Origin of the sequence: Nocardioides proteolyticus, from assembly GCF_051280635.3 — a bacterium.
Classification (GTDB): domain Bacteria; phylum Actinomycetota; class Actinomycetes; order Propionibacteriales; family Nocardioidaceae; genus Nocardioides.
The window spans coordinates 171957-195639 of sequence record NZ_JBNBPO030000003.1; the positions used below are offsets into that span (position 1 = coordinate 171957).

Genomic DNA, 23683 nt, shown 5'->3' on the forward strand with positions numbered 1-23683 from the left:
TCCGCTCGACCCGCTTCATCCCGTGGCCCGGCATCGGCCAGTGCGGTGCCGGCGCTGCCGAGCCAGGTCTCACCCCCCGAGTTCGCACTGAGCGACCTGCATCCCGGCGCCATCGCCGGCGTCGACGTGGTCGCGCTGCCGGTACTGCCCGCACCCGACGGGGCCGACGGGGCCTCGGTGCTGCTCGGTCCGGGCGCTGCCCAGCTCGCCGACCAGCTCGGCCTCGATCTCGTCGAGATCGCCGAGCTGCACCAGATGACGGGCGCCACCGCGGAGGTGGCCGCGGTGCCGGTGCCGGGGGGCACCGCCGCCAACCCGGACCTGCGGCTGCTGCTGCTCGTCGGCATCGGGGCTGCCCGGCCCCAGGACCTGCGCCGTGCGGGCGCCGCGCTGGCGCGGGCCACCCGTGACCGCGCCGCCGTGGCGACCTCCCTGCCGGCCGTCGCCGGTGAGGAGCTGCCCGACGCGCGCGAGCTGGTCGAGGCGTTCGTGGCGGGCACGATGCTCGGCGGCTTCGTCTTCCACTGGCGCTCGACCGGTCCCGAGCACCGTCCCGTGCGACGGGTGGTGATCGCCGACGAGGCCGTCGCCGGCGACCGGGGCGTCGTGGAGCGCGCCGTCGCGATCGGTGGCGCCGGCTGGCGGTCGCGGATGCTGGCGACCGTTCCCTCGAACCTCAAGACTCCGGGCTGGCTGGCCGCCCAGGCCGAGACGATGGCCAGCGGCACCGGCCTCGAGGTGCGGGTGTGGGACGAGGCGGCGCTCGAGAAGGACGGCTTCGGCGGGATCGTGGCGGTCGGCCAGGCGTCCGCGACGCCGCCCCGCCTGATCCGACTGGACTACACGCCGCGCGGCGTCTCGGCGCGGGCGGCGAAGAAGCTGCCCCTCGTCGTGCTCGTCGGCAAGGGCATCACCTTCGACTCCGGCGGGCTGTCCATCAAGCCCGCCCAGTCGATGGTCTCGATGAAGCGCGACATGACCGGCGGTGCCGTGGTGCTCGCGACGATGGCGGCACTGGCCGACGTGGACTGCCCGGTCCGGGTGGTCGGGCTGGTGGCGGCGGCGGAGAACGCCATCTCCGGCTCGGCGCTGCGGCCCGGCGACGTGATCCGCCACTGGGGCGGCCGGACCACCGAGGTCGGCAACACCGACGCCGAGGGCCGCCTGGTGCTCGCCGACGCGCTGGCCTACGCCGTCGCCGAGCTGCGGCCCGCGCTCGTGGTCGACGTCGCCACGTTGACCGGGGCGGTCAAGGTCGCGCTCGGCCAGCAGGTGGGTGGCCTGTTCGCCAACGACGACGCGCTGGCCGAGCGGCTCACCGCTGCCGGCGAGCGGGCCGGCGAGCCGCTGTGGCGGTTCCCGCTCTACGCCGGCTACGAGGACAAGCTCGCCTCCAAGGTCGCCGACGCCAGCAACGACCCGGGCGGCGCCGGTGCGATCACCGCAGCGCTCTTCCTGCAGCACTTCGTCGGCGAGGTGCCCTGGGCACACCTCGACATCGCGTCGGTGGGCGACGTGGAGAAGGAGTGGCACGAGTGGACGGTCGGTCCGTCCGGCTTCGGCGCCCGGCTGCTGCTCACCTGGCTCGGGTCCGAGGACCCGGTGGAAGGGATCGGTTCATGAGGGGTCTGACTGTCCGCTGGTCGCTCGTCGACGCTCCTGAGGGGGTCGAGGACCGGCTCAAGGAGTACGTCGCCGGCACCTCCCACGCACGGTTCACCGGCCAGGAGGGGCTCTCCTTCAAGGTCTGGCGGCTGCGTGCGGGGGAGTGGTTCGAGGGCTGCTACGTCTTCGCCGACGACGCCGCGCGCACCGCGTTCCAGGAGGAGTTCACCGCGGTGGCCGCCGAGTCGCCGGGCGCGCAGATCGTCGGCAGCGCTCCGGTGCTGATCGAGGCCTGCGAGATCGGCGCGATCGCCGAGGGCGCCGCCGGGTTCGTCGCGGCGCCCCGCGCCGAGGACTGAGGCCGCGCCACCGCGGCCGCGGCCGCCGCGGTCACTCGGTCTCGGCGACCCACTCCTTCTTCGCGGCGAGCATGCCGTCGCCGACGGGGAGCAGGACGGGGACCAGGCCGTCGGTGCCGGCGACCTGCTGGACGACCTCCCGGATCGCCACGGTCTCCTCGTCGCGCTGGGCGGGATCGGCCACGCGGTCGTGCCACAGCGCGTTGTCGAAGACGACGACGCCGCCCGGACGGAGCAGGCGCAGCGCCTCGGTGAGGTAGGCGCCGTACTCCCGCTTGTCGCCGTCGGCGAACACCAGGTCGTAGTGCCCGTCGGTCAGCCGGGGGAGCACGTCGAGCGCGGCACCGGCGATCGTGCGCACCCGCTGCGGGGCGATGCCGGCCTCCTTGAACGACTCGCGGGCGAGGCGCTGGTGCTCGGCCTCCACGTCGACGGTGGTCAGCACCCCGTCGGAGCGCATGCCGCGCAGCAGCCAGACCCCGGAGACGCCGGTGCCGGTGCCGATCTCGACCACGGCGCGCGCCTCGAGGAGCGCGGCGAGGAACCTGAGCGCGGCGCCCGCACCCGAGCGGAGCGGAGCGACGCCGACCTCCTCGGCGCGGGCACGAGCAGCGACGAGGACCTCGTCCTCGACCACGTAGGTGTCGGCGAACGACCAGCTGGTCGCGTTGATCGGAGTGTGGGGCACGGTCTCACCCTAGGGCTTCGCCGCCCCCGGGCGGCGCAGGCTCGGGCGGCGGCCTGGAACATCCGGTCCATGCCGTTCGTTGGGGAAGTTCACAGGGAACCCTCAGGAGGCGTCCCTACGGTGAGAGGAGCCAGACCACCTTGGCGTTGACCCAGCGGAAGAAGGCAGCGATGACGCAGAGCGCCGACACCGTCCAGCCCGGCCGGCCCGGTGCCGAGGGCGGGCTCGACTGGCAGCAGATCGTCGAGCAGCACTCCGACCGCGTCTACCGCCTCGCCCTGCGGCTGACCGGCAACCGCCACGACGCCGAGGACCTGACCCAGGAGGTGTTCGTGCGGGTGTTCCGCTCGCTGCACACCTACACGCCGGGCACGTTCGAGGGCTGGCTGCACCGGATCACCACCAACCTCTTCCTCGACCAGGCTCGGCGCAAGCAGCGGATCCGGTTCGACGCGCTCTCCGACGAGCGCGCCGCGCGCCTGGCGAGCGCCACCGCGCCGCCGGACACCGCCTACGCCGACCGGACCTTCGACGACGACGTCGCCGCCGCGCTCGGCTCGCTGCCCCCCGACTTCCGGGCCGCCGTGGTGCTCTGCGACATCGAGGGCCTCAGCTACGAGGAGATCGCCGAGATCCTCGGCGCCAAGATCGGCACCGTCCGCTCGCGGATCCACCGCGGCCGCGCCCAGCTCCGGGCCGCGCTCGCCCACCGGGCGCCCAGCGAGGGACGGACCCAGTACGCCGGACCCGAGCCCCTCGTGCTGCCCGGCGGGGGCGCGGCGTGATCGGTCACCTCGGCAACCGGGTCAGCGCCCTGCTGGACGGCCAGCTCTCGGCGAAGGAGACTGAGGAGGCGTGGGCGCACGTCTACGCCTGCCACGCCTGCCGTGACCTGGTCGAGCGCGAGGGCTGGGTGAAGACCCGCCTCGCCGGACTGTCCGGTGTCGAGCGCTGCGCGCCGTCGGACCTCAAGGGGTCGCTGCTGAGCATGCCGCCGGGGGACGCCATCCTCGCCGGCGCGCGGTCCCGCGGCGCGAGCCGCCGGCACCTGGGTGCGGCGGTGGTGGGCGGCGGCGCCGTCGGTGCCGCCATGGTGGGCGTGCTGGCCCTCGGCTTCGCGCCTGGCTCCGCGCCGGCCGACCGGCGGCCGCCGGCGACCCAGATCAACACCACCGTCCCGGCGAGCCCGTCGACGCCCGCGCCCGGCCCCGCCAGCGGCGGCGCGCCGAGCACCTCGCCGGGCGGCGTCTCGGTGGTGCACGCACCGCTGCGCCGGATGCTGCCCTGAGCCCCGCTGGGTCGATCGGCGATGATGGGCGCGTGAACGACGCGTACGACGCCGACCGGGAGCCCACGCAGCCGATCGCCGGCACCGGTGGCCCCGAGCCGGCGCAGACCGACGGCGCCGAGCCGGCGCAGGCCGACAGCGCCCAGCCGGCGCAGGCCGACCGCGCCGAGCAGGTCCCACCCGACGGCGCCGTGCCGCAGTGGGCGCCACCGGGCCCGGGCGCGCGCCCGGAGCCGACGGTCCCGATGCCGGCCTCCCTCGCACCGTCCCTGATGCCGCCGCCTCCGAGCGCGCCGCCCACCGCCGCGGACATCAGCGTCCGGCGGCCGAGCGAGCGCTCGGCACCTCCGGCCCGCACCTGGCCGCTCGTCGCGTTGATCGCCCTGGTGGTGGGTCTGGGTGGTGGCTTCCTGGGCGCCCTCGGGTACGACGAGCTGGTCGAGGACCCGAGCGGGTCCGGACTCGTCGACGGTGGCCTCTCCGACGTGGACCTCGAGGAGCTGCCGCCGCTCGAGGAGCCCGGCTCCGTCGCCGCCGTGGCGCAGGCGGTGCTCCCCTCCACGGTCCAGATCATCGCCGAGTACGAAGGCCAGGAGGCCGGCGCGAGCGGCTCCGGCTGGGTGATGGACAAGAACGGCCACGTCGTCACCAACAACCACGTCGTGGCGGACGCCGCCGAGAACGACGGCCCGATCATCGTCGTCGACCACGACCGCAACCGCCACGAGGCGCGGGTCGTCGGCCGCAGCCCGGTCTACGACCTGGCCGTGCTGATCGTCGAGGATCCCGAGGGCCTGGTCCCCGCCAAGCTCGGCCACTCCCGCAAGCTGCGCGTGGGCGAGCCGGTCGTGGCCATCGGGTCCCCGCTCAGCCTGCCGGACACCGTGACGTCGGGCATCGTCAGCTACCTCCAGCGGCCGGTGACGACCGGCGCGTCGGCCGACGAGTCGTCGTACATCAACGCGATCCAGACCGACGCCGCCATCAACCCCGGCAACTCCGGTGGCCCCCTGGTCAACATGCAGGGCGAGGTGATCGGGGTGAACTCCGCGATCGCGACCGCCGGCGGCGGCTCCATCGACCGCGACGCCGGCAACATCGGCGTGGGCTTCGCGATCCCGGTCGAGCAGGTGCGGGTCACCGCCGACCAGATCCTCAAGACCGGCGAGGCGCAGTATCCGGTCATCGGCGCCACGGTCGAGACCGGCGGCATCCCGTCCGGGGAGGGCGCGAAGCTCGACGAGATCATGGCCGACAGCCCGGCGCAGGCCGCGGGGCTGCGGAAGGGCGACGTGATCACCCACGTCAACGGCGCCCGGGTCACCGACGGCATCTCGCTGATCGTGCGGATCCGCAGCCACCAGCCCGACGAGACCATCTCGTTCACCGTCAAGCGCGGCGCGGGCACCCGCGAGGTGGACGTCACCCTCGACGGGAAGGTCGGCTGACCCAGGGGACCTGCCGGGCCCCTGCCTCACTCGCCGGCGTCGGACTCCACGAACGGGTGCTCGGCGACGTACCGCTCGGCCTGGCGGTACTGCTCCTGGATGTACTCCTCCAGCTTGGCGCCCTCCACCCGCCACTGTCCCCGGCCGCCGATCTTGATGGCGGGCAGCTCGCCGCGCCGCACGAGCGCGTAGACCTGCGCGCTGGAGGTGTTGAGCACCTCCGCCACGTCGGCGAGCGTGAGGAACCGGGGGCTCTCGGGCATGGGCACATCGTGGCACCCCGCGGCTCCTGCCGCAGCCGCAGGGCGCCCGGCTGTGGAGGGGGAGGTGACGACGGCCGCCGAGCGCTGCATGATGAGGGCGTGTCCAGAGATCTCGGGATCCCGGGCGCGTCCGTCCCCCCACCTGCCACCCGCGTGGCACGCCCGGGCTGGCGCGACCCCAGGCTGTGGCTCGGCGTGCTGCTGGTGACCGCCTCGGTGGTGACCGGCGCGCGCCTGCTCGCCGCCGCCGACGACACGGTGGCGGTGTGGGCGGTCGCCGGCGACCGGGGCAGCGGCTCGACCGTGACGCAGTCCGACCTGGTCGTCCGCCGGGTCCGGTTCGCCGACGACCGCGACCTCGACCGCTACTTCCGCGCCGACGAGGACGTGCCGGAGGGGCTGGTGCTGACCCGTGCCGTCGGAGCCGGGGAGCTGCTGGCGCGCTCCGCGGTCGGCTCCGCCGACGACGCCCGGCTGCTGCAGGTGCCGCTCGAGGTGGACCCGAACCGGGTGCCGCCCGAGGTGGCCACCGGCTCGGTGGTCGACGTCTGGGTGACCGACGGTGCGGGCCGCACCCCACGCGGGGGCAGCGGCGGGCAGGGTGGCCAGCGCGGTCCTGCCGCCGCCCCCGCACTGGCCGAGGTGACGGTCGTGGCGGCGCCGGACTACGACGACACCTTCGCCGTCACCGGGGCGCGCCAGCTCGTGGTCGCCGTCGACCACGAGACGGCGGCGGAGTTCGAGCTGCTGCTCGGCTCCCTGCAGGAGCCCGTGATCCGGATCCTCCAGCACAGCTGAGCACGTCGTGATCGTCGTCCTCCTCGTGTCCCAGGGAGCCGCCTGGGAGTCCCGCGCCCTCGGCCTGCTGAACGAGCACCCCGGCATCGTGGTCCTCAAGCGGTGCGTGGACGTGGCCGACCTGGTCGCCGCGGCGAGCACCGGGCAGGCCGACGTCGCGGTGCTCGGCGCCGACGTGCCGGGCCTCGACCAGGCCGTCGTCGACCGGCTCGCGGGTCACGGCGTGCGGACCCTCGTCGTCGCGACCGACCGCGACGGCGCCGAGCGACGCCCCGACCGGATCGGGACGGTGACGGTGCTGCCGGCGGACCGGGTCGACGACGTCGCCTCGGTCGTCGCGGCGCTGCCGGCGGCCTCGGCCGGTCCGGCCGACCGGGCGGGAGCCGGCCCCGGCCCAGATCCTGGCCCAGACCCTGGCCCACCGCCGGTCCCGGCGCACGACGGCGCTGGCCTCGCCGCGTCGCCCACGGAACCCGCGGGTCGGGTGATCGCGGTGTGGGGGCCCGGCGGCGCCCCCGGCCGTACGACGCTCGCCGCCGCCCTCGCTGGGGAGCTCGCGCGGCGGGGTCTGAGCACGCTGCTCGTCGACGCCGACCCCTACGGCGGCGCGGTCGCCCAGCAGCTCGGCATCCTCGACGAGGTGTCCGGCCTCCTCGCGGCCGCCCGGCTGGCGGCGGCCGGCACGCTCGACGAGCGGTTCGGCACCGTCCAGCGCCGGCTGTCCGACGGGCTGCGCGTCGTCACGGGGCTGCCGCGCCCGGACCGGTGGGTCGAGGTCCGACCCGGCACCCTCGGCGAGGTCGTGGAGCGGGGGCGCCGCGACGGACAGGTGGTGGTCGACACCGGGTTCAGCCTCGAGGGCGATGCCGCTGCCGACCTGGGCCGTCCGGAGCGCAACGGGATGACGCGGGAGGCGCTCGAGGTGGCCGACGAGATCGTGCTGGTCGGGTCGGCGGACCCCGTCGGCCTGGCGCGCCTGGCCCGGGCGATCACCGAGGTCCACGAGCTGCTCGGCGACCCGTCGCTGCGGGTGGTGGTCAACCGGATGCGACCGACGCTCGGCTGGAGGGAGACCGACGTCGTGGCGATGCTCGGCGGCTTCGGTGCCACCCTCGGCGTGCACTTCCTGCCCGACGACCAGGCCGCGGTCGACCGCGCGCTGGTCGCCGGGCGGTTGCTGGTCGAGTCCGGGGAGGGCGCGCTCACCCGCGGTGTCGCAGCGCTCCTCGACGCGATGGCCGGCGCGGGCGGCAGCCGCTCCGGAGCTAGGCGTTGAACAGCAGGTAGAGGCCGCCGGCGGTGAAGCCGACCATGACGAGCAGCAGGGGCAGCTGCCCGGTGATCTGGTCGCGCTTCGGCAGCAGCGCGATCGCCCGGTCGTGCGCCGCGACGGCCGCGACGACGTGACCGATCACCACGGCGAGCACCTTGATGGTGGCCAGCACCGTCGGGTGGTAGGAGAACCAGTACGACGGCTCCACCGACGCGGTGCCGAGGATGTCCCAGCCCTTCCCGAACGGGTCGCTCGCTCGCGCCAGCGTCTGCGTGCCCACGTCGACGAACAGGGTCAGGTAGTGGGCCACGATGTAGCCGAGGATGATCGGCACGATCGAGTGCGCATACCGCCGAGGCAGCTGCCGCCGGGGCACGCTGCCGCCGGAGCCGGTCATCGCGCTCCCTGCCGCGAAGAGCAGTCCCGCACCGAGGCAGAAGAGGAGCAGCGCGGCGTTGTCGAGCACGGACTTGCTGATCGAGGACCCCTGGTAGTACTGCACCCACCACGACGACTCGGCGAAGGAGTCGAACGCGGTGCTGCCGAACAGCACGGCCACGACGGCCACCAGGCCCGGCAGCGCCGGCACCGTCGACAGGTTCCGCAGCGGGCTCCGGAGGACCAGCCGGTCGTGGTGGACCGCCCACGGCGACAGCCTCGCCACCAGCGAGGAGTAGACCTCGAACGGGTCGGCCCGCTCGTAGAAGCGGTTGCCGAAGAGCGCGCCCCCCACCAGCATCACGCCGACGTAGACCGCACACCACAGCCGCAGCGAGCCGAGCTCGGTGGGGTAGCGGTACACCAGCTCGAACCAGACGAAGGCGTACAGGCCCAGCGCGGCCGGCCAGTACCCGAGGCGCTCGGGATAGCTGAACATCCCCTCGTCCGGGTCGCTGCCCGCCAGCCGCGCGATGGCGGCGTTGATCGTCCGCAGCGGGCTGATCGCCTTCCAGACCGGGCCCAGCAGGGCGGAGGCGAAGACCAGCCCCACCCACCACCACACGTAGACGATCCCGAAGAACGGGTTCGTCACCGAGTCCTCGCCGAACACGGCGCAGGCCACGGTGAACGCCGCCAGCAGCAGCCCGACGCCCCGCAGCGCCACCGCGGTGTACGACGACCGGGCGACCGTGTCGAGCAGCCGCGGCGCCGGCCGCCCGCCGGGCTCGGTGTAGCGGGGGCTGCGCCAAGCGACGACCAGCACCGTGAAGGAGACCACGAGGGCGGCGACCGCGCCGGAGATCGCCAGCTCCAGCGGGATGGGCAGGTCGGCGGATCCGCCGATGCCATGGGCCTCGGGAGCTCCGGTCACCGGGCGACTCGCGAGCGCGGGGTCATCGGACCTCGAGCTGGACGATGACCTGCTCCAGCTCGTGCGACTCCACCTCGACCACGCCGGGTCGGTCGATCTGGATCGGGATCGTGGTGGTGCCCGCCTCGTACGGGAGCTCCTGCTCCGGGTCGGCGTGGACGTGCAGCGCACCCGGCTCGTCGGCGGTCACCTCGAGGTCGACGGGCTGCCCGGCCTCCACCTCGACCCGCTCGCCGCTCGGCTCCACCTCGCCGTCCGCGATGGTGATCTCGACGACCACCGGCTCGTCGGCGCCGGTGCCGGCCCCGTCGTTGCTGTTCCCGTCGTCGCCGCACGCCGTCGCGCCGGCGAGCACGGTGGCGCCGGCCAGGACGGCACCGGCGATCCGCAGCCGCTGCATCGTTCCTCCTCGTGGGCCGGATCCCGATCTGGACCGGATCCGGTCGGGGTGGTTTCCTCTGCCAGAATCTCACGGTGACCCCGAGGCGCCCGGACGGGGAGGTGCCGAAGGTCGGGGATACGGTCCGAAGGCTTGGAGATCGACGTGGTGGATCGGGCGCGCCCACGTGACCTGGCGTTGCTCGCCGAGGAGACGCCGCAGACGCCGCTGCACAACGCCACGATCGAGGTCTTCGACCCAGGGGAGGGCCCCGGCGCCTTCGACCACGCAGCCCTGATGGAGCTGATCCGCGACCGGATCGCGTTCGTCCCGCGCTACCGCCAGCGCCTGCAGGCGGTGCCGGGCCACCTGGCCAACCCGGTCTGGGTCGACGACGAGGGGTTCGACCTCGGCTTCCACGTGCGCCGGTCGGCCCTGCCGCGGCCCGGCAGCACCGGTCAGCTGCTGGAGCTGGCGTCGCGGATCGTCTCCCGCCCGCTGGACCGCACCCGTCCGCTGTGGGAGATCTACTTCGTCGAGGGACTCGAGGGCGGCCGGGTGGCCGTGCTCTCGAAGACCCACCAGCTGCTCGTCGACGGTGTGCACACCGTCGACCTGGGTCAGCTCCTGCTCGACGTGCAGCCGGAGCCGCGCGCGCTCGATCCCGACGACTGGACGCCCCGCCGGGCGCCCAGTGCGCCGGAGCTGCTCGCGGATGCCGTGCGCGAGACCGTGACCGACCCGGCGGCGCTGCTCGACACCGCCCGCACGGGCGTCCGGGCGCTCACCCGTACGGTCGAGCGGCGCAGCGGCCGGGCCCGCTCCGTCCTCACCGCAGCCACCGGCCGCCGGCCGCGGTCGCGCGGGATGATCGCCGGCCCGCTGTCGCAGCAGCGCCGGGTCGTGACGGTCGAGACCCGGCTCGCCGACTACCGGCGGATCCGGGAGGTGCACGGCGGCACGGTCAACGACGTCATCCTCGCGACGGTCACCGGTGCGCTCCGGGCGTGGCTGATGACGCGGGCGGAGTCGCTCCGCGGGCTCCGGCAGGTCCGCGCGCTGGTCCCGGTCTCCGTGATCGACGAGGAGCTCGAGGCGACGTCGCTCGGGAGCCAGATCGCCGCCCACTTCGTCGACCTCCCGATCGGGGAGCCGAGTGCCGTCGTGCGGCTGCACCAGGTCTCCTACTCCTTCCAGGCCCACAAGGACACCGGCCGCAGCGTCGCCGCGAACCGGCTCGCGGGGATCGCGGGTTTTGCGCCGACCACCTTCCACGCGATCGGCTCCCGGGTGGCCGCCACGGAGCTGCGCCGCGGCTACCAGCTCTCCGTCACCAACGTGCCCGGGCCGCAGGCTCCGCTGTACGCCGCCGGGGCTCGGATGCTCGCCAGCTACCCGGTGCCGCCGCTGCTGCCGGGCCACCCGCTGGCGATCGGGGTCACCTCCTACGACGGTGGGGTCTACTACGGCCTCGCCGCGGACCGCGACCGGATCCCCGACGCGGACCTGCTGGGCGTGTGCATCCGCGAGGCGCTCGACGAGCTGCTCGACCTCTCCTCGTCGACCCGCCGGCGGGCGCCGCGCGGGCGTCGGAAGCCCACCTCGACCAGTTGACCGCTCCGCCCAGCGGGCCAGGCCGGACAGGGACGCGCTCGGCCCGATCGAGCCCGGCCGGCAGCGCGGCGAGAGGCGTCGGCGGCAGCTTGCTGCCCCCTCAGCGGCCAGGCCAGAGAGGGACGTGCTCGGCCCGATCGAGCCCGGCCGGCAGCGCGGCGAGAGGCGTCGGCGGCAGCTTGCCGCCCCCGCTGCGGCCAGGCCAGACAGGGACGCGCTCGGCCCAATCGAGCACGTAGGGTCGGCGTCATGGACGCCATCACGTTCCCCCCGGCTCCCACCAACGAGCCCAACCTCACCTATGCGCCCGGCACCCCGGAGCGCGACGCCCTGACCGCGGAGCTGGCCACCCTCGGCTCCGCCACCAAGCAGCTCGACGCCCACATCGGCGGCGACTGGGTCCCCGGCGGCGGCGAGGAGATCGCCGTCGTCCAGCCCCACGCACACCAGAAGGTGCTCGGGGTGCTGCGCAACAGCACCGCCGACGACGCCAAGCGCGCCATCGACGCTGCTCGCGCCGCGGCCCCGGAGTGGCGGGCGCTGCCCTACGACGAGCGGGCCGCCGTACTGCTCCGTGCGGCCGAGCTGCTCGCCGGCCCCTGGCGTCAGCGGCTCAACGCCGCGACGGTCCTCGGGCAGTCGAAGACGCCGTTCCAGGCCGAGATCGACGCGGCGTGCGAGCTGATCGACTTCTGGCGCTTCAACGTCCACTTCGGCAAGCAGATCCTCACCGAGCAGCCGATCGCCAACAGCCCCGGCGTCTGGAACCGCACCGACCACCGCCCGCTCGAGGGCTTCGTCTACGCCATCACGCCGTTCAACTTCACCGCCATCGCCGGCAACCTGCCCACGGCGCCGGCGCTGATGGGCAACACCGTGATCTGGAAGCCGAGCCCGACGCAGCAGCTCGCGGCCAGCCTCACCATGGAGCTGCTGGAGGAGGCGGGCCTGCCGCCGGGGGTGATCAACATGCTGCCCGGCGACGGGATCGGCGTCTCCGAGGCGGCGCTGGGCCACCCCGACCTCGCCGGCATCCACTTCACCGGCTCCACCGCCACCTTCCAGAGGCTGTGGCAGACGGTCGGCACCAACCTGACCGGCTACCGCAGCTACCCCCGCCTGGTGGGTGAGACCGGTGGCAAGGACTTCGTGATCGCGCACCCCTCGGCGGACCCCGCCGTGCTGCGGACGGCGCTGATCCGCGGGGCGTTCGAGTACTCCGGCCAGAAGTGCTCGGCGGCGTCCCGTGCCTACGTGCCGCGCTCGCTGTGGGAGCAGATGGGCGCCGACCTGGCCGCGGAGACCGATGCGCTGCCGGTCGGGGACCCGACCGACTTCAGCAACTTCACCGGAGCCGTCATCGACCAGCGCGCCTTCGACAAGCACGCGGCCGCGATCGAGCGCGCCCGTGCCACTCCGGGGCTCGAGATCGTCGCCGGCGGCACCACCGACGACTCCGTCGGCTGGTTCGTGCGCCCGACCATCGTGGTCGCCGAGGACCCGGCCGACGAGATGTTCTCCACGGAGTACTTCGGCCCCGTCCTCGTCGTCCACGTGTACGACGACCGCGGCCCCGGCGCGTTCGAGGAGGTCGTGCGGCAGGCCGAGGGCGCGGCGCCGTACGCGCTGACCGGGTCGGTGCTGGCCACCGACCGCAGGGCGATCGACTGGGCGAGCGCGGAGCTGCGGTTCGCAGCCGGCAACTTCTACGTCAACGACAAGCCGACCGGGGCGGTCGTCGGCCAGCAGCCGTTCGGGGGTGGCCGCGCGTCGGGCACCAACGACAAGGCCGGCTCGCTGCTCAACCTGCTGCGCTGGACGTCGCCGCGCTCGGTGAAGGAGACGCTGGTGCCGCCCACCGACCACCGCTACCCCCACATGGGCTGAGCGCGGCCTGATGCGACGATGGGGCGATGACCCCGCTGCACCTGGGTGCCCTCCACCCCGTGGAGCAGGCCGTGACCATCGCCCTGGCCTTCGGCCCGTTCCTGGTGCTGGGCATCGTGATCGTGCTGCGCCGCCGCGCTGAGGCCGATGCCGACCTCCACGCCGGCACCGAGGAGAACGGGGGCGTGGCGGCCGAGGGCGGCGCCGGGGCGGCGGACCCCGGTCCCGACGCGGAGCCCCGTTAGCGGCTGAGGTAGTCCCGGCCGGTCCGGTGCTCGGCGTTCAGCGCGCTCTTGAGCAGCTTGGCCAGCAGGTCCTCGATCTTGCCGCCGACGAGCGGGATCTTGACCTTGATCTCCATGTCGACCAGCTCCGTCGTCACGCCGTCCTTCTCGACCAGGGTCGCGGTGCCGCGCATCTCGCCCGGCTTGCCCGGGATGGTGACCGTGACCTCGCCGTGCGTCGGGCTCGTCCACTTCTCCTTCTGCACCACGTTGGTGGTCTCGCCCACGAACTTCTTGGCGAAGGAGGGGATCCGGTCGGTCGGCTGCTCCATGTCGATGGTGACGTCCTTGGCGTCGACACCACCGTCGATCGTCACGGTGAAGGTGGTCGCGTTGACCGCGACGCACACCTCCTCGCGGAACTTCGGGTCGGAGAGCATCGCCGCGACGGCATCGGCCGGCGCGTCGTACACCATCTCGTGGACCAGGCGCGTCGCCATCAGGCGGTCTCCCTTCAGCCAGGCCGACCCGGGAACGCTCCGCGGCCGGTCGATTCGTCGTCCGGCCATTGTGGCGCATCACGAAACGGTTGCGACCGCCGCGTCGTGGCCGTGCCCGGTTGTCGCCCGTGCAGCGCGGCCCTACTGTCAAAGTCGTGTCAACGACGACGCTACAGGCCTCCACGACGGGGGCGGACCGTGACCGGATCTTCGAGCAGGCCGCGGCCGCGGCCGGACCGCCCAAGGGCAGCGGCGGCCCGCCGCGCGAGTCGCTCCGCGAGCTGCTGCCGGCCTACTACCGGCACGTCGCCACCGAGGACCTGGCCGCCCGCAGCGCCATCGACGTCTACGGCGCCTTCGCGTCCCACCACCACCTCGCCCACCGGCGGACGGCGGGCGACGCGAAGGTGCGCGTGTTCACCCCCACCGTGGCCGAGCACGGGTGGTCGGCGGCCGGCCACTCGGTCGTCGAGGTCGTCGTCGAGGACATGCCGTTCCTGGTCGACTCCCTGACGATGGAGCTGGCGCGCCAGGTCCACGACGTGCACGTGGTGGTGCACCCGACCTTCGACGTACGCCGCGACGAGGCGGGGCGGCTGACCTCCGTCGAGCCCGTGGTCAGCGGCTCGGCCGCGCCGGCCGAGGGCGCCGTGCGGGAGTCGTGGATGCACATCGAGACCGGCCGGCTCAGCGGGACGGGTGCCGACGACCCCGACCAGGTGGCCGTCGAGATCCGCCGGGTGCTGGCCGACGTGCGCGCGGCCGTCGACGACTGGTCGCACATGCAGACGCGGGTGCAGGAGATCGTGAAGGGCCTGCACGACGACCCCCCGCCGCTGGACGCGGAGGAGGTCCGGCAGGCGGGCGCGCTCCTCGCCTGGCTCGCCGACGAGCACTTCACCTTCCTCGGCTACCGGGAGTACCTCCTGGACACCGTCGAGGACGGCTCGGGCACGGAGGACGTCCTGCGGCCGGTGCCCGGGAGCGGCCTCGGGATCCTCCGGGAGAAGCCGGGGCAGGCCGCGGAGTCCGTCGCGTTCAGCCGGCTGCCGAAGGCGGTCCAGGCCAAGGCGCGGGAGAAGCAGCTGCTCGTGCTGGCGAAGGCCAACTCGAGGGCGACGGTGCACCGCCCGGCGTACCTGGACTACGTCGGGGTGAAGACCTTCGGTCCCGACGGCCAGGTGGTCGGCGAGCGTCGCTTCCTCGGCCTGCTCTCGAGCGCGGCCTACACCGAGTCGCTGCTGCGGATCCCGCTGCTGCGGGAGAAGGTCGACGAGGTGATGCGCCGCAGCGGCCTCGACCCGCAGAGCCATGACGGCAGCGCCCTGCTGGACACTCTCGAGACCTATCCGCGCGACGAGCTGTTCCACACCCCGGTCGACGAGCTCGCCCCGATCGCCGAGGCGGCGATGCGTGCCCGCGAACGCCGGGCGGTCCGGCTCTTCATCCGGCGCGACACCTACGGCCGCTACCTGTCGGTGCTGGTCTACCTCCCGCGCGACCGCTACAACACCGGCGTCCGCCAGAAGTTCGTGCGGATCCTGACCGAGCAGATCGGCAGGGGCCGGGTCGGACCGGAGTCGGTCGAGTTCAACGTCAGCATCAACGAGTCGACGACCGCCCGGGTGCACCTCGTCGTGCGGCTTCCCAAGGGTGAGCTGATCCCCGACGACATCGACACCGCCGACCTCGAGCGGCGCCTCGTCGACGCCTCCCGGTCCTGGCAGGAGGACTTCCTCCAGGCGGTCCTCGCCGAGTACGGCGAGGAGACGGGAGCCCTGCTCGGCCGTCGCTACCTCGACGCCTTCCCGGAGGCGTACAAGGAGGACTTCAGCCCGCGCACGGCGGCGGTCGACCTGGGCCGGGTGGAGGGCATCGAGGGCGACAGCGGCCTCGACCAGTCGCTGTACGCCGACCTCGACGCCGAGGAGGGCGAGGCGCGGCTCAAGCTGTACCGGATCGGTGATCCGCTGTCGCTCTCCACCGTGCTGCCGATGCTGTCGTCGATGGGCGTGGAGGTGGTCGACGAGCGGCCCTACGGCCTCACCGGGCTGCCGCGGACGACGCACGTCTACGACTTCGGGCTGCGCTACTCCGGCGCCCTGCCCGAGCACGCCCGCGAGCTGTTCTCCGACGCGCTGCGGGCGATGTGGGACGGCTTCACCGAGACCGACGGCTTCAACCGGCTGGTGCTGCGCGCCGAGCTGACCTGGCGGCAGGCGATGCTGCTGCGCGCCTATGCGAAGTACATGAAGCAGGGCAACAGCCCGTTCGCCGTCGACTCGATCGAGCAGGCGCTGGTCGACAACGTCGACCTGGCCCGGTTGCTCGTCCAGCTCTTCGAGACCCGGTTCGACCCCGACGCGGCCGACGGCCGCGCCGAGCGGGAGGAGCGGATCGTCGACCGGGTCCGGACGGCGCTGGACGACGTGGTCAGTCTCGACCACGACCGGATCCTGCGGTCCTACCTCACCCACATCCAGGCGACGCTGCGCACCAACTACTTCCAGCACGGGGACGACGACCCGGACAGCGGGCGCCGGCACCACAAGCCCTACCTCTCGCTCAAGCTGGAGCCGTCGGCGATCCCGGACCTGCCGGAGCCGCGGCCGAGGTTCGAGATCTTCGTCTACTCGCCCCGCGTGGAGGGGGTGCACCTGCGGTTCGGCGCCGTCGCCCGGGGCGGGCTGCGCTGGTCGGACCGGCGCGACGACTTCCGCACCGAGATCCTGGGCCTGGTCAAGGCGCAGATGGTGAAGAACACCGTGATCGTCCCGGTCGGGGCCAAGGGCGGCTTCTACGCCAAGCAGCTGCCGGACCCGGCCGACCGGGAGGCGTGGCTGGCGGAGGGGATCGCCTGCTACACCACCTTCATCCGCGGCCTGCTCGACGTCACCGACAACCTCGTCGGCGAGGGCAGCCGCGACACGGTGCCCCCGCCCCGCGTCGTACGGCACGACGGCGACGACGCCTATCTCGTCGTCGCCGCCGACAAGGGCACCGCGACCTTCTCCGACATCGCCAACGGCGTGGCCGCCGACTACCGCTTCTGGCTCGGCGACGCGTTCGCCAGCGGCGGCTCGGTCGGCTACGACCACAAGGCGATGGGCATCACCGCCCGGGGGGCGTGGGTCTCGGTACGGCGGCACTTCCGGGAGATGGGTGTCGACTGCCAGGCCGAGGACATCACCGTGGTCGGCGTCGGCGACATGTCCGGCGACGTCTTCGGCAACGGGATGCTCTGCTCGGAGCACATCCGGCTCGTCGCGGCCTTCGACCACCGCGACATCTTCCTGGACCCCGAGCCAGACGCCGCGGCGTCCTACGTCGAGCGGCGGCGGCTGTTCGAGCTGCCGCGGTCGAGCTGGCGCGACTACGACAAGAGCCTGATCTCCGAGGGCGGGGGCGTGTTCCCCCGCTCGGCCAAGTCGATCCCGGTCTCGCGGCAGGTCCGCGCCTCCCTCGGCATCGCCGGGCACGTCGAGCGGATGACGCCGGCGGAGCTGATGCGGGCGATCCTCCTGGCCCCGGTCGACCTGCTCTGGAACGGCGGCATCGGCACCTACGTCAAGGCGTCCACCGAGAGCCACGGCGACGCCGGCGACAAGGCCAACGACGCGATCCGGGTCGACGGCGGCGACCTGCGGGTGCGCTGCGTCGGCGAGGGCGGCAACCTGGGCTTCACCCAGCGCGGCCGCATCGAGTACGCCGTCAACGGCGGGCGGATCAACACCGACTTCATCGACAACTCCGCCGGCGTGGACACTTCCGACCACGAGGTGAACCTCAAGATCCTGCTCGACCGGGTCGTCGCCGACGGCGACCTCACCCGCAAGCAGCGCAACACCCTGCTCGCCTCGATGACCGACGAGGTCGCCGAGCTGGTGCTGCGCGACAACTACGAGCAGAACCTGGCGCTGGCCAACGCGGCGAAGAACGCGCCGTCGCTGCTCCACGTGCACGAGCAGTGGATGCGCGACCTCGCGGCGCAGGGGCTGCTCGACCGCCACCTCGAGGCGCTGCCCGACACCAAGGAGGTGCGGCGCCGTCTCGAGGCCGGGGGAGCGCTCACCCAGCCCGAGCTCGCCGTGCTGATGGCCTACACCAAGATCGTGCTCGCCGAGGAGCTGCTCGCCTCCGACCTGCCCGAGGACCCCTACCTCACCCTGGACCTCGAGTCCTACTTCCCCCAGCCGGTCCAGGACGGCTTCCGCCGGCAGATCGGCGAGCATCCGCTGCGCCGGGAGATCATCGTGACGCAGGTCGTCAACGACCTGGTCAACGGCGCCGGCATGACCTACTGGCCGCGGCTGGCGGGCGAGACCGGGGCGAGCGCGGCCGAGCTCACCCGCGCCAACTTCGTCGCGCGGGAGATCTTCGGGTCGCTGCCGCTGCGCAACGAGCTGGCGCAGTTCGACAACGTGCTCGACGCCTCGGTGCAGACCCGGATGCGGGTCGAGATGCGCACCCTGGTCGAGCGGGCCTCGCGCTGGCTGCTCACCAACCGGCGCCCGCCCCTGGACAGCCAGGCGACCGTCGACCTGTTCGCCGGTCCCGTCCAGGACACGATGCTCGAGCTGCCGGACCTGCTCACCGGAGCTGAGCTCGAGGCCTACGAGCGCCGGCGCCGCTGGCTGCTCTCGCAGGACGTGCCCGAGGACCTCGCGACGCGGGTGGCGTCGTACGACGTGGCCTACGCGCTGTTGAACGTCGTCGAGATCGCCAACCGCGAGGAGCTGCCGCCATCCGAGGTCGCCCGGGTCCACTTCGCGCTGGGCGAGCGGCTCGGCCTCTCGGTCCTCCAGCAGCGGATCGTCGACCTGCCGCGCGCCGACCAGTGGCAGACGATGGCGCGCGCCTCCCTCCGCGACGACCTGCACAGCGTGCACGCCCAGCTGACGGGGCAGGTGCTGCGCGACACCAGCGCGGACGCGGGTGACGGAGGCGAGGATCCGCGGGACGCCGCGGTGCGGCGGGTCGCCGCCTGGGAGGAGCAGGCCGGCGGTGTCGTCGACAACGCGGTGGGCGCGTTGCGGGCGGTGTGCGAGGAGGAGCCGGCCGACCTGGCGAAGGTCTCCGTCGGGCTGCGCGTCGTCCGGGGGCTGCTGGCGTAGACCGCCCGCGGCGGTCTGGACCAGTTGCCCTAGCCTGTCGCACGTGGCTGCCATCTCGGTGCGTGACCTGACCAAGACCTACGGCGACCTGACCGCGGTCGCGGACGTCTCCCTCGACGTCGCCGAGGGCGAGTTCGTCGGCGTGCTCGGCCCGAACGGGGCCGGCAAGACCACCCTGCTGGAGATGGTCGAGGGTCTCCGCCGGCCCGACGCCGGCACCGTCGAGGTGCTGGGGGAGCCGGTCTGGCCCCGCAACCGCCGGCTCCAGCGACGGATCGGCGTCCAGCTGCAGGCCTCCTCGTTCTTCGAGCGGCTCACCGCGCGCGAGCAGATCCACACCTTCGCCTCGCTGTACGACGTCGCGCCCCGGACCGCCGACGAGTGGCTCGACCGGGTCGGGCTCGGGGACAAGGCCGACACCCGCGTCGAGGACCTCTCCGGTGGGCAGGGACAGCGACTCTCCATCGCGTGCGCCCTCGTGCACGGCCCCGAGCTGGTCTTCCTCGACGAGCCGACCGCCGCCCTCGACCCCCAGGCCCGGCGCAACCTGTGGGACCTGCTGTCCGGCCTGAACGAGGCCGGGCGCACCGTGGTGCTGACCACCCACTACATGGACGAGGCCGAGGTGCTCTGTGACCGGGTGGCGGTGATGGACCGCGGACGGATCCTCCGCTACGACACGCCTTCGGCGCTGGTCCGCGGTCTCGACGCCCCCACCCGGATCACCGTCGCGGCCGGCGCGCTGACCACCGCGGACGCCGCCGCGGTCCCGGGCGTGCTCGAGGCGTCCGAGACGGCCGAGGGCGTCGTCCTCACCACCCGCGACCCCGCCGGCGTGGTCGGCAGCCTCGCCCGGCAGGACCGCCTCGACGGGGTGCGGGTGCAGACCGGCACCCTCGAGGACGTCTTCCTCGCGCTGACCGGCCGCGAGTACCGGGCGTAGCGGCGATGAGGCACTCCGCCTTCTGGGCCCTCTCCGTCGCCATCATGCGGGGCTTCGTCCGCGACCGCGCGGCGGTGTTCTTCGCGGTGATCTTCCCGCTGATGTTCCTCGTGCTCTTCGGCGGCCTCTTCGCCGACCAGGACCAGTCGCAGGTCGACCTGGTCAAGGTCGGCTCGGTGCCGCTGGTCGAGCGGCTCCCCGACGACGCGCGGGAGGCGTTCGAGACCACCTTCGAGGTCACCGAGACCGACGACCGCGACGCCGCGCTCGAGCAGGTCCGCAAGGGCGACGCGGACGTCGCGCTGGAGCAGCGGGGCGACCGGCTGATCGCGCACTACACCCAGACCGAGCAGGTGAAGGCCGCGATCACCCAAGGCACGCTGCGAGCCTTCGTCGACGGCGCCAACGTGGCCGCGAGCGGCCGGCCGCCGTCGTACTCGCTGGTGACCGAGCGGGTGGAGGACGACTCGCTGACCACCATCCAGTTCGTCACGCCGGGCCTGCTCGGGTGGGCGGTCGCGATGAGCGCGGCGTTCGGCGCCGCGGCGACCCTCCAGGGCTGGCGGCAGAGCAAGCTGCTCCGTCGGCTCCAGCTCGCCCCGGTGTCGACCCGGACCATCGTGGCGGCTCGGGTGGCGGTCACCCTCGTCGTCGCGCTGGTCCAGATGGTGATCTTCCTGGGCCTCGGCGCCGCCGCCTTCGGCCTGACGCTCACCGGCTCGTGGTGGATGGCGATCCCGCTGCTGGTGGTCGGCACGCTGTGCTTCATGGCGCTGGGCCTGCTGGCCGGCGCCGTCGCGAAGACCACCGAGGGCGCGGTCAACATGGCGAACTTCTTCGTGCTGCCGATGGCCTTCCTCAGCGGCTCGTTCTTCCCGCTCGACGCGGCGCCTCGCTGGCTCCAGCGAGTCTCGGACCTGCTCCCGCTCAAGCACCTCAACGAGGGGATGCTCGACGTGCTCGTCCGCGGTGAGGGGCCCGCTGCCGCGGTGCTCCCCATGGCGATCCTCGCCGGGTTCGCCGTCGTGGTGACGCTGCTCGCGGCGCGCCTGTTCCGGTGGGAGACCACCTGAGGGGGCGGGACCCCGTCACATCACCGCGTTTCCCGCGCGCCGTCCGGCCGCGGCCAATAGGGTTCCCCTGCACCGCAGGGCCGGGGCGTCGCGCCGCGCCGGTCTGGACGCGCTCGACCGAGAGGCCCCTCCTTGTACGACATCACCGTGATCCTCGCCCAGCTCGCGCTGATCATCGTCGTGGCTCGGCTCGCCGGCGTCGCGGCGGGCAGGGTCGGCATCCCGCCGGTGGTGGGGGAGATCTTCGCCGGAGTGCTGCTCGGTCCGAGCCTCCTCGGCCCCGAGATCAGCGAGAGCCTGTTCCCGCTCGACACCCGGCCGTTCCTCTCCCTCCTGGCGAGCATCGGCCTGGTCCTCTTCATGTTCGTCGTGGGTCTCGAGCTCGACGTGTCCCTGGTGAAGGGACGCGGCCGGGTCGCCGCGTCGGTCTCCGTGGCCTCGATCGCGCTGCCCTTCTCGATGGGGTTCGGGCTGGCCCACCTGCTCGACGACCTCCGGCCCGCCGGCGCCGACTTCGTGCCGTTCGCGCTCTTCCTGGGCGCGGCGATGTCCATCACCGCCTTCCCCGTGCTGGCGCGGATCCTCACCGACCGCCGGATGCACCGCACGGAGACCGGGGGACTCGCCCTGGCCTGTGCCGCCACCGACGACATCCTCGCCTGGACCCTGCTCGCGGTGGTGGTGGGTCTCGCGGGCGGCGGCGCGGGCGACCACGGGCACGGGCCCGGCTGGGTGATCTACCTGGCGATCCCGTTCGCCGCGGTCGCCATCTTCGTCGTCCGGCCGATGCTGACCCGGCTCACCTCGATGTACCGCAGGGCCGGCGAGCTGACCCCGGCGATCCTCTCGATCGTGCTCATCGGGCTGCTGCTCTTCGCCGCCGCGACCGAGTACCTCGGCGTCCACTACATCTTCGGCGCCTTCCTCTTCGGCGCGATCCTGCCGCACGAGGACGCAGCCAAGCTGCGGCACGAGATCCTGGTGCGGCTCGAGCAGCTGTCGGTGCTGCTCCTGCTCCCGGTCTTCTTCCTCGTCTCCGGCCTCAAGGTGGATCTCCGCGGGCTGAGCCTGGAGAACCTCGTCCAGCTCGCCGGCATCCTCGCCGTCGCCATCGTCGGCAAGTACCTCGGCGCCTACGTCGGCGCGCGCAGCGCGGGCGTGCCGCACTGGCAGTCCAACGCCCTCGGGATCCTGATGAACACCCGAGGCCTCACCGAGCTGGTGATCCTCAACGTCGGCCTCGAGCTGGGGCTGCTCAGCCAGGAGCTCTTCACCATGATGGTCGTCATGGCGCTCGTCACCACGGTGATGACCGGGCCGCTGCTGTCCTTCGCCTACCCCGCACGCCGGGTCGCCCGCGACATCGCGGAGGCCGAGCGAGCGGCGCTGGGCGAGGAGGCGGTCGACCGGATGCTGGTCCTCGCCCGCACCGGGCAGGACAACGCCGTCCTCGTCGAGCTCGCCGCCGCCCAGCTCGCGGGCGCCCGCCCCGCCGAGATCGTGGTGGCCGACCTGCAGCCGCAGGGCCGGCCGCTCGAGGTGGGCAGCGGGCTCTCCCTGGAGCTGGCCGAGATGGCGGAGGCGATGGAGCGGCAGCAGGCGCTCGTGCACCGCGGCGAGCAGCTGGACATCCCCGTCCGGGTCATCGCCCACCCCAGCGGTGACGTGGGGCAGGACCTGGTCGAGCTCGTCGGTGCCGTCCGGCCGCAGGGGCTGCTGGCCTGGTCCGACGACCCCTCCCTGGACGCCGTGGTCGCGGCGAACGAGTCACCCGTGGCCGTCGTCACCGCCGGCACGCCCGCCTTCGACCCCGACGCAGGCGTCGTCGTGCACTGGAGCGGCGACACCGACGCCGAGGCCGCGACGGTCCTCGGCGCCCGGCTGGCGGCCGCCCGCGGCACCACCCTCGAGCTCCGCGGCGACGGCGGCCGACGGCTCGCCGCCGTGCGCAGCGCCCTGTCGGGTCGGGGCGTGCGGCTCGCGGAGCCGGCCGGTGACGCGGACCCGCTCTCCGCCGTACCCATCGAGCTGGCGGCGTACGGGATCACCGGCACGAGCGGGATCCGGGTGCGCGCCGAGCTCGACGCCGCTCCCGTGGACTTCACCACCGTCGACGTGGGGACGGTGTCCGAGCCGGCGTGAGCGGCCGCAGGAATCACCGGTCAACCGGTGATTCCTGCACCTCGCACCGTTGCAATGCCCGAGCAGTGCAGGAACCGGCCGGGTGCTGTGACTCCTGAGGTCAGCTCGTCGCGCCGGCGTGGGTGTTGAACGCCAGCGTGCGGTGACCGATCCGGACCCGGGTGCCCTGCACGAGCACCTGCTCGGCGCCCGGCGCCATCCGGATCCAGTCCGGTGCCTTCGGCGCGTGCACGAACGTCCCGTTGGTCGAGTTGTTGTCGACCAGGACCACGTCCCAGCCGCGCAGCTCCAGGCGGGCGTGGACGCGGGAGACCTGGTTGGACTGGTCGATGATCGGCAGCGGCCGGAACTCGCCCGACCCGATTCGCTCGTCACCGCTCGGGTCGCGGCCCAGCAGGTAGGGCGTGTCGAGCTGGAAGACCGAGCCGTCGTCGAGGACCAGGACGCCGAGCGGCGGCCGGGGGCCCTCGACGAGCACCGGCGTCTGCTGCACCATGTTGATGCCGCACACGCCGCAGAACAGGACGCGCGGGTCGTTGAAGTGCCGGTTCTTGCAGTAGACCCCGCGCACCTGCTCCTGAGGGCCGTCCTCGAGGACCTGCTCCGGGCTCTCGACGATCGGCAGCGGCTCGAAGTCGTCGACGTCCTCGTCGACCTCGCTGATCAACACGGACTGGAAGCTGACGTGCTCGTCGGCCGGGGTCGGCGGCAGGGGCCGGCCGGCCGGGGCCGCAGCGGGCTCGGGCGCCGGGGCTGGCGGCGCGGCCGGTGGC

20 protein-coding genes are annotated in these 23683 nt (G+C 73.4%); 14 read left to right on the forward strand and 6 right to left on the reverse strand.

Annotated features, from left to right (window positions below; all coding sequences use genetic code 11):
* Positions 1-45 precede the first annotated feature (45 nt).
* Complete coding sequence (locus tag ACPOLA_RS03195; protein WP_435768940.1) at positions 46-1623, forward strand: leucyl aminopeptidase family protein; 1578 nt, start codon at positions 46-48, stop codon at positions 1621-1623.
* Positions 1620-1964, forward strand: coding sequence for a hypothetical protein (locus ACPOLA_RS03200; protein ID WP_435768941.1), 345 nt, complete (start codon positions 1620-1622; stop codon positions 1962-1964). Before ACPOLA_RS03195 ends, ACPOLA_RS03200 begins: the two co-directional genes overlap by 4 nt.
* Positions 1965-1995: 31 nt before the next feature.
* Here ACPOLA_RS03200 and ACPOLA_RS03205 read toward each other — a convergent pair whose 3' ends face one another.
* A complete protein-coding gene (locus ACPOLA_RS03205) occupies positions 1996-2652 on the reverse strand; it encodes an O-methyltransferase (RefSeq protein WP_435768942.1) in 657 nt (218 codons plus the stop codon).
* Between the two features lie 170 nt (positions 2653-2822).
* Here ACPOLA_RS03205 and sigE point away from each other — a divergent pair, with 170 nt between their 5' ends.
* The 3 genes from sigE to ACPOLA_RS03220 are packed head-to-tail and all read left to right on the forward strand — an operon-like array spanning position 2823 to position 5388.
* On the forward strand, positions 2823-3437 hold the full coding sequence (gene sigE, locus ACPOLA_RS03210; RefSeq protein ID WP_435768943.1) for an RNA polymerase sigma factor SigE: 615 nt from the start codon (positions 2823-2825) through the stop codon (positions 3435-3437).
* Positions 3434-3940, forward strand: a complete 507-nt coding sequence (locus ACPOLA_RS03215; RefSeq protein ID WP_435768944.1) for a hypothetical protein — start codon at positions 3434-3436, stop codon at positions 3938-3940. The genes sigE and ACPOLA_RS03215 overlap by 4 nt, the downstream gene beginning before the upstream one ends.
* Positions 3941-3972: 32 nt before the next feature.
* Complete coding sequence (locus ACPOLA_RS03220) at positions 3973-5388, forward strand: S1C family serine protease (protein ID WP_435768945.1); 1416 nt, start codon at positions 3973-3975, stop codon at positions 5386-5388.
* Positions 5389-5414: 26 nt separating this feature from the next.
* Here the strand turns inward: ACPOLA_RS03220 and ACPOLA_RS03225 are convergent, their stop codons facing one another.
* Positions 5415-5651, reverse strand: coding sequence for a helix-turn-helix domain-containing protein (locus ACPOLA_RS03225; RefSeq protein WP_435768946.1), 237 nt, complete (start codon positions 5649-5651; stop codon positions 5415-5417).
* Between the two features lie 99 nt (positions 5652-5750).
* Here ACPOLA_RS03225 and ACPOLA_RS03230 point away from each other — a divergent pair, with 99 nt between their 5' ends.
* Positions 5751-6449 carry a hypothetical protein gene (locus ACPOLA_RS03230; RefSeq protein WP_435768947.1) on the forward strand — a complete coding sequence of 233 codons (699 nt, stop codon included), beginning with the start codon at positions 5751-5753 and terminating at the stop codon, positions 6447-6449.
* Positions 6450-6456: 7 nt separating this feature from the next.
* On the forward strand, positions 6457-7725 hold the full coding sequence (locus ACPOLA_RS03235; protein ID WP_435768948.1) for a CpaE/TadZ family protein: 1269 nt from the start codon (positions 6457-6459) through the stop codon (positions 7723-7725).
* On the opposite strand, the gene ACPOLA_RS03240 is transcribed toward ACPOLA_RS03235, so the two are convergent.
* Complete coding sequence (locus ACPOLA_RS03240; protein ID WP_435768949.1) at positions 7715-9034, reverse strand: hypothetical protein; 1320 nt, start codon at positions 9032-9034, stop codon at positions 7715-7717. The genes ACPOLA_RS03235 and ACPOLA_RS03240 overlap by 11 nt on opposite strands.
* Positions 9035-9056: 22 nt before the next feature.
* Complete coding sequence (locus tag ACPOLA_RS03245) at positions 9057-9434, reverse strand: cupredoxin domain-containing protein (RefSeq protein ID WP_435768950.1); 378 nt, start codon at positions 9432-9434, stop codon at positions 9057-9059.
* A 132-nt stretch (positions 9435-9566) separates the two neighbouring features.
* Here ACPOLA_RS03245 and ACPOLA_RS03250 point away from each other — a divergent pair, with 132 nt between their 5' ends.
* The 3 genes from ACPOLA_RS03250 to ACPOLA_RS03260 all read left to right on the forward strand — a co-directional run bounded on the left by ACPOLA_RS03250 (position 9567) and on the right by ACPOLA_RS03260 (position 13159).
* Positions 9567-11027: a WS/DGAT/MGAT family O-acyltransferase gene (locus ACPOLA_RS03250; protein WP_435768951.1), complete on the forward strand. Its 1461-nt coding sequence runs from the start codon at positions 9567-9569 to the stop codon at positions 11025-11027.
* A gap of 249 nt (positions 11028-11276) precedes the next feature.
* The gene (pruA, locus tag ACPOLA_RS03255; protein ID WP_435768952.1) at positions 11277-12914 is read left to right on the forward strand and encodes an L-glutamate gamma-semialdehyde dehydrogenase; all 1638 of its coding nucleotides are present in this window, start codon (positions 11277-11279) and stop codon (positions 12912-12914) included.
* A gap of 26 nt (positions 12915-12940) precedes the next feature.
* On the forward strand, positions 12941-13159 hold the full coding sequence (locus ACPOLA_RS03260; RefSeq protein WP_435768953.1) for a hypothetical protein: 219 nt from the start codon (positions 12941-12943) through the stop codon (positions 13157-13159).
* On the opposite strand, the gene ACPOLA_RS03265 is transcribed toward ACPOLA_RS03260, so the two are convergent.
* On the reverse strand, positions 13156-13638 hold the full coding sequence (locus tag ACPOLA_RS03265) for a DUF2505 domain-containing protein (protein ID WP_435768954.1): 483 nt from the start codon (positions 13636-13638) through the stop codon (positions 13156-13158). The genes ACPOLA_RS03260 and ACPOLA_RS03265 overlap by 4 nt on opposite strands.
* Before the next feature lie 155 nt (positions 13639-13793).
* On the opposite strand from ACPOLA_RS03265, the gene ACPOLA_RS03270 reads away from it, so the two are divergent.
* The 4 genes from ACPOLA_RS03270 (at position 13794) to ACPOLA_RS03285 (ending at position 22910) form a co-directional block, all read left to right on the forward strand.
* Positions 13794-18752, forward strand: coding sequence for an NAD-glutamate dehydrogenase (locus tag ACPOLA_RS03270; RefSeq protein WP_435768955.1), 4959 nt, complete (start codon positions 13794-13796; stop codon positions 18750-18752).
* A 43-nt stretch (positions 18753-18795) separates the two neighbouring features.
* Positions 18796-19695, forward strand: a complete 900-nt coding sequence (locus ACPOLA_RS03275; RefSeq protein ID WP_435768956.1) for an ABC transporter ATP-binding protein — start codon at positions 18796-18798, stop codon at positions 19693-19695.
* A gap of 5 nt (positions 19696-19700) precedes the next feature.
* Positions 19701-20768, forward strand: a complete 1068-nt coding sequence (locus tag ACPOLA_RS03280; protein ID WP_435768957.1) for an ABC transporter permease — start codon at positions 19701-19703, stop codon at positions 20766-20768.
* Between the two features lie 132 nt (positions 20769-20900).
* Entirely contained in the window at positions 20901-22910 is a 2010-nt protein-coding gene (locus tag ACPOLA_RS03285; protein ID WP_435768958.1) for a cation:proton antiporter, read from the forward strand.
* 100 nt (positions 22911-23010) lie between these two features.
* On the opposite strand, the gene ACPOLA_RS03290 is transcribed toward ACPOLA_RS03285, so the two are convergent.
* On the reverse strand, positions 23011-23683 hold a 673-nt coding region (locus tag ACPOLA_RS03290; RefSeq protein WP_435768959.1), incomplete at its 5' end, for an FHA domain-containing protein.

What these genes read in the sequence shown, in the direction of transcription:
- ACPOLA_RS03260 (WP_435768953.1), top strand. Translation starts at nt 12,941, where the DNA reads ATGACCCCGCTGCACCTGGGTGCCCTCCACCCCGTGGAGCAGGCCGTG.
- sigE (WP_435768943.1), top strand. Translation starts at nt 2,823, where the DNA reads ATGACGCAGAGCGCCGACACCGTCCAGCCCGGCCGGCCCGGTGCCGAG.
- ACPOLA_RS03245 (WP_435768950.1), bottom strand. Translation starts at nt 9,434, where the DNA reads ATGCAGCGGCTGCGGATCGCCGGTGCCGTCCTGGCCGGCGCCACCGTG.
- ACPOLA_RS03225 (WP_435768946.1), bottom strand. Translation starts at nt 5,651, where the DNA reads ATGCCCGAGAGCCCCCGGTTCCTCACGCTCGCCGACGTGGCGGAGGTG.
- ACPOLA_RS03265 (WP_435768954.1), bottom strand. Translation starts at nt 13,638, where the DNA reads ATGGCGACGCGCCTGGTCCACGAGATGGTGTACGACGCGCCGGCCGAT.
- ACPOLA_RS03280 (WP_435768957.1), top strand. Translation starts at nt 19,701, where the DNA reads ATGAGGCACTCCGCCTTCTGGGCCCTCTCCGTCGCCATCATGCGGGGC.
- pruA (WP_435768952.1), top strand. Translation starts at nt 11,277, where the DNA reads ATGGACGCCATCACGTTCCCCCCGGCTCCCACCAACGAGCCCAACCTC.
- ACPOLA_RS03200 (WP_435768941.1), top strand. Translation starts at nt 1,620, where the DNA reads ATGAGGGGTCTGACTGTCCGCTGGTCGCTCGTCGACGCTCCTGAGGGG.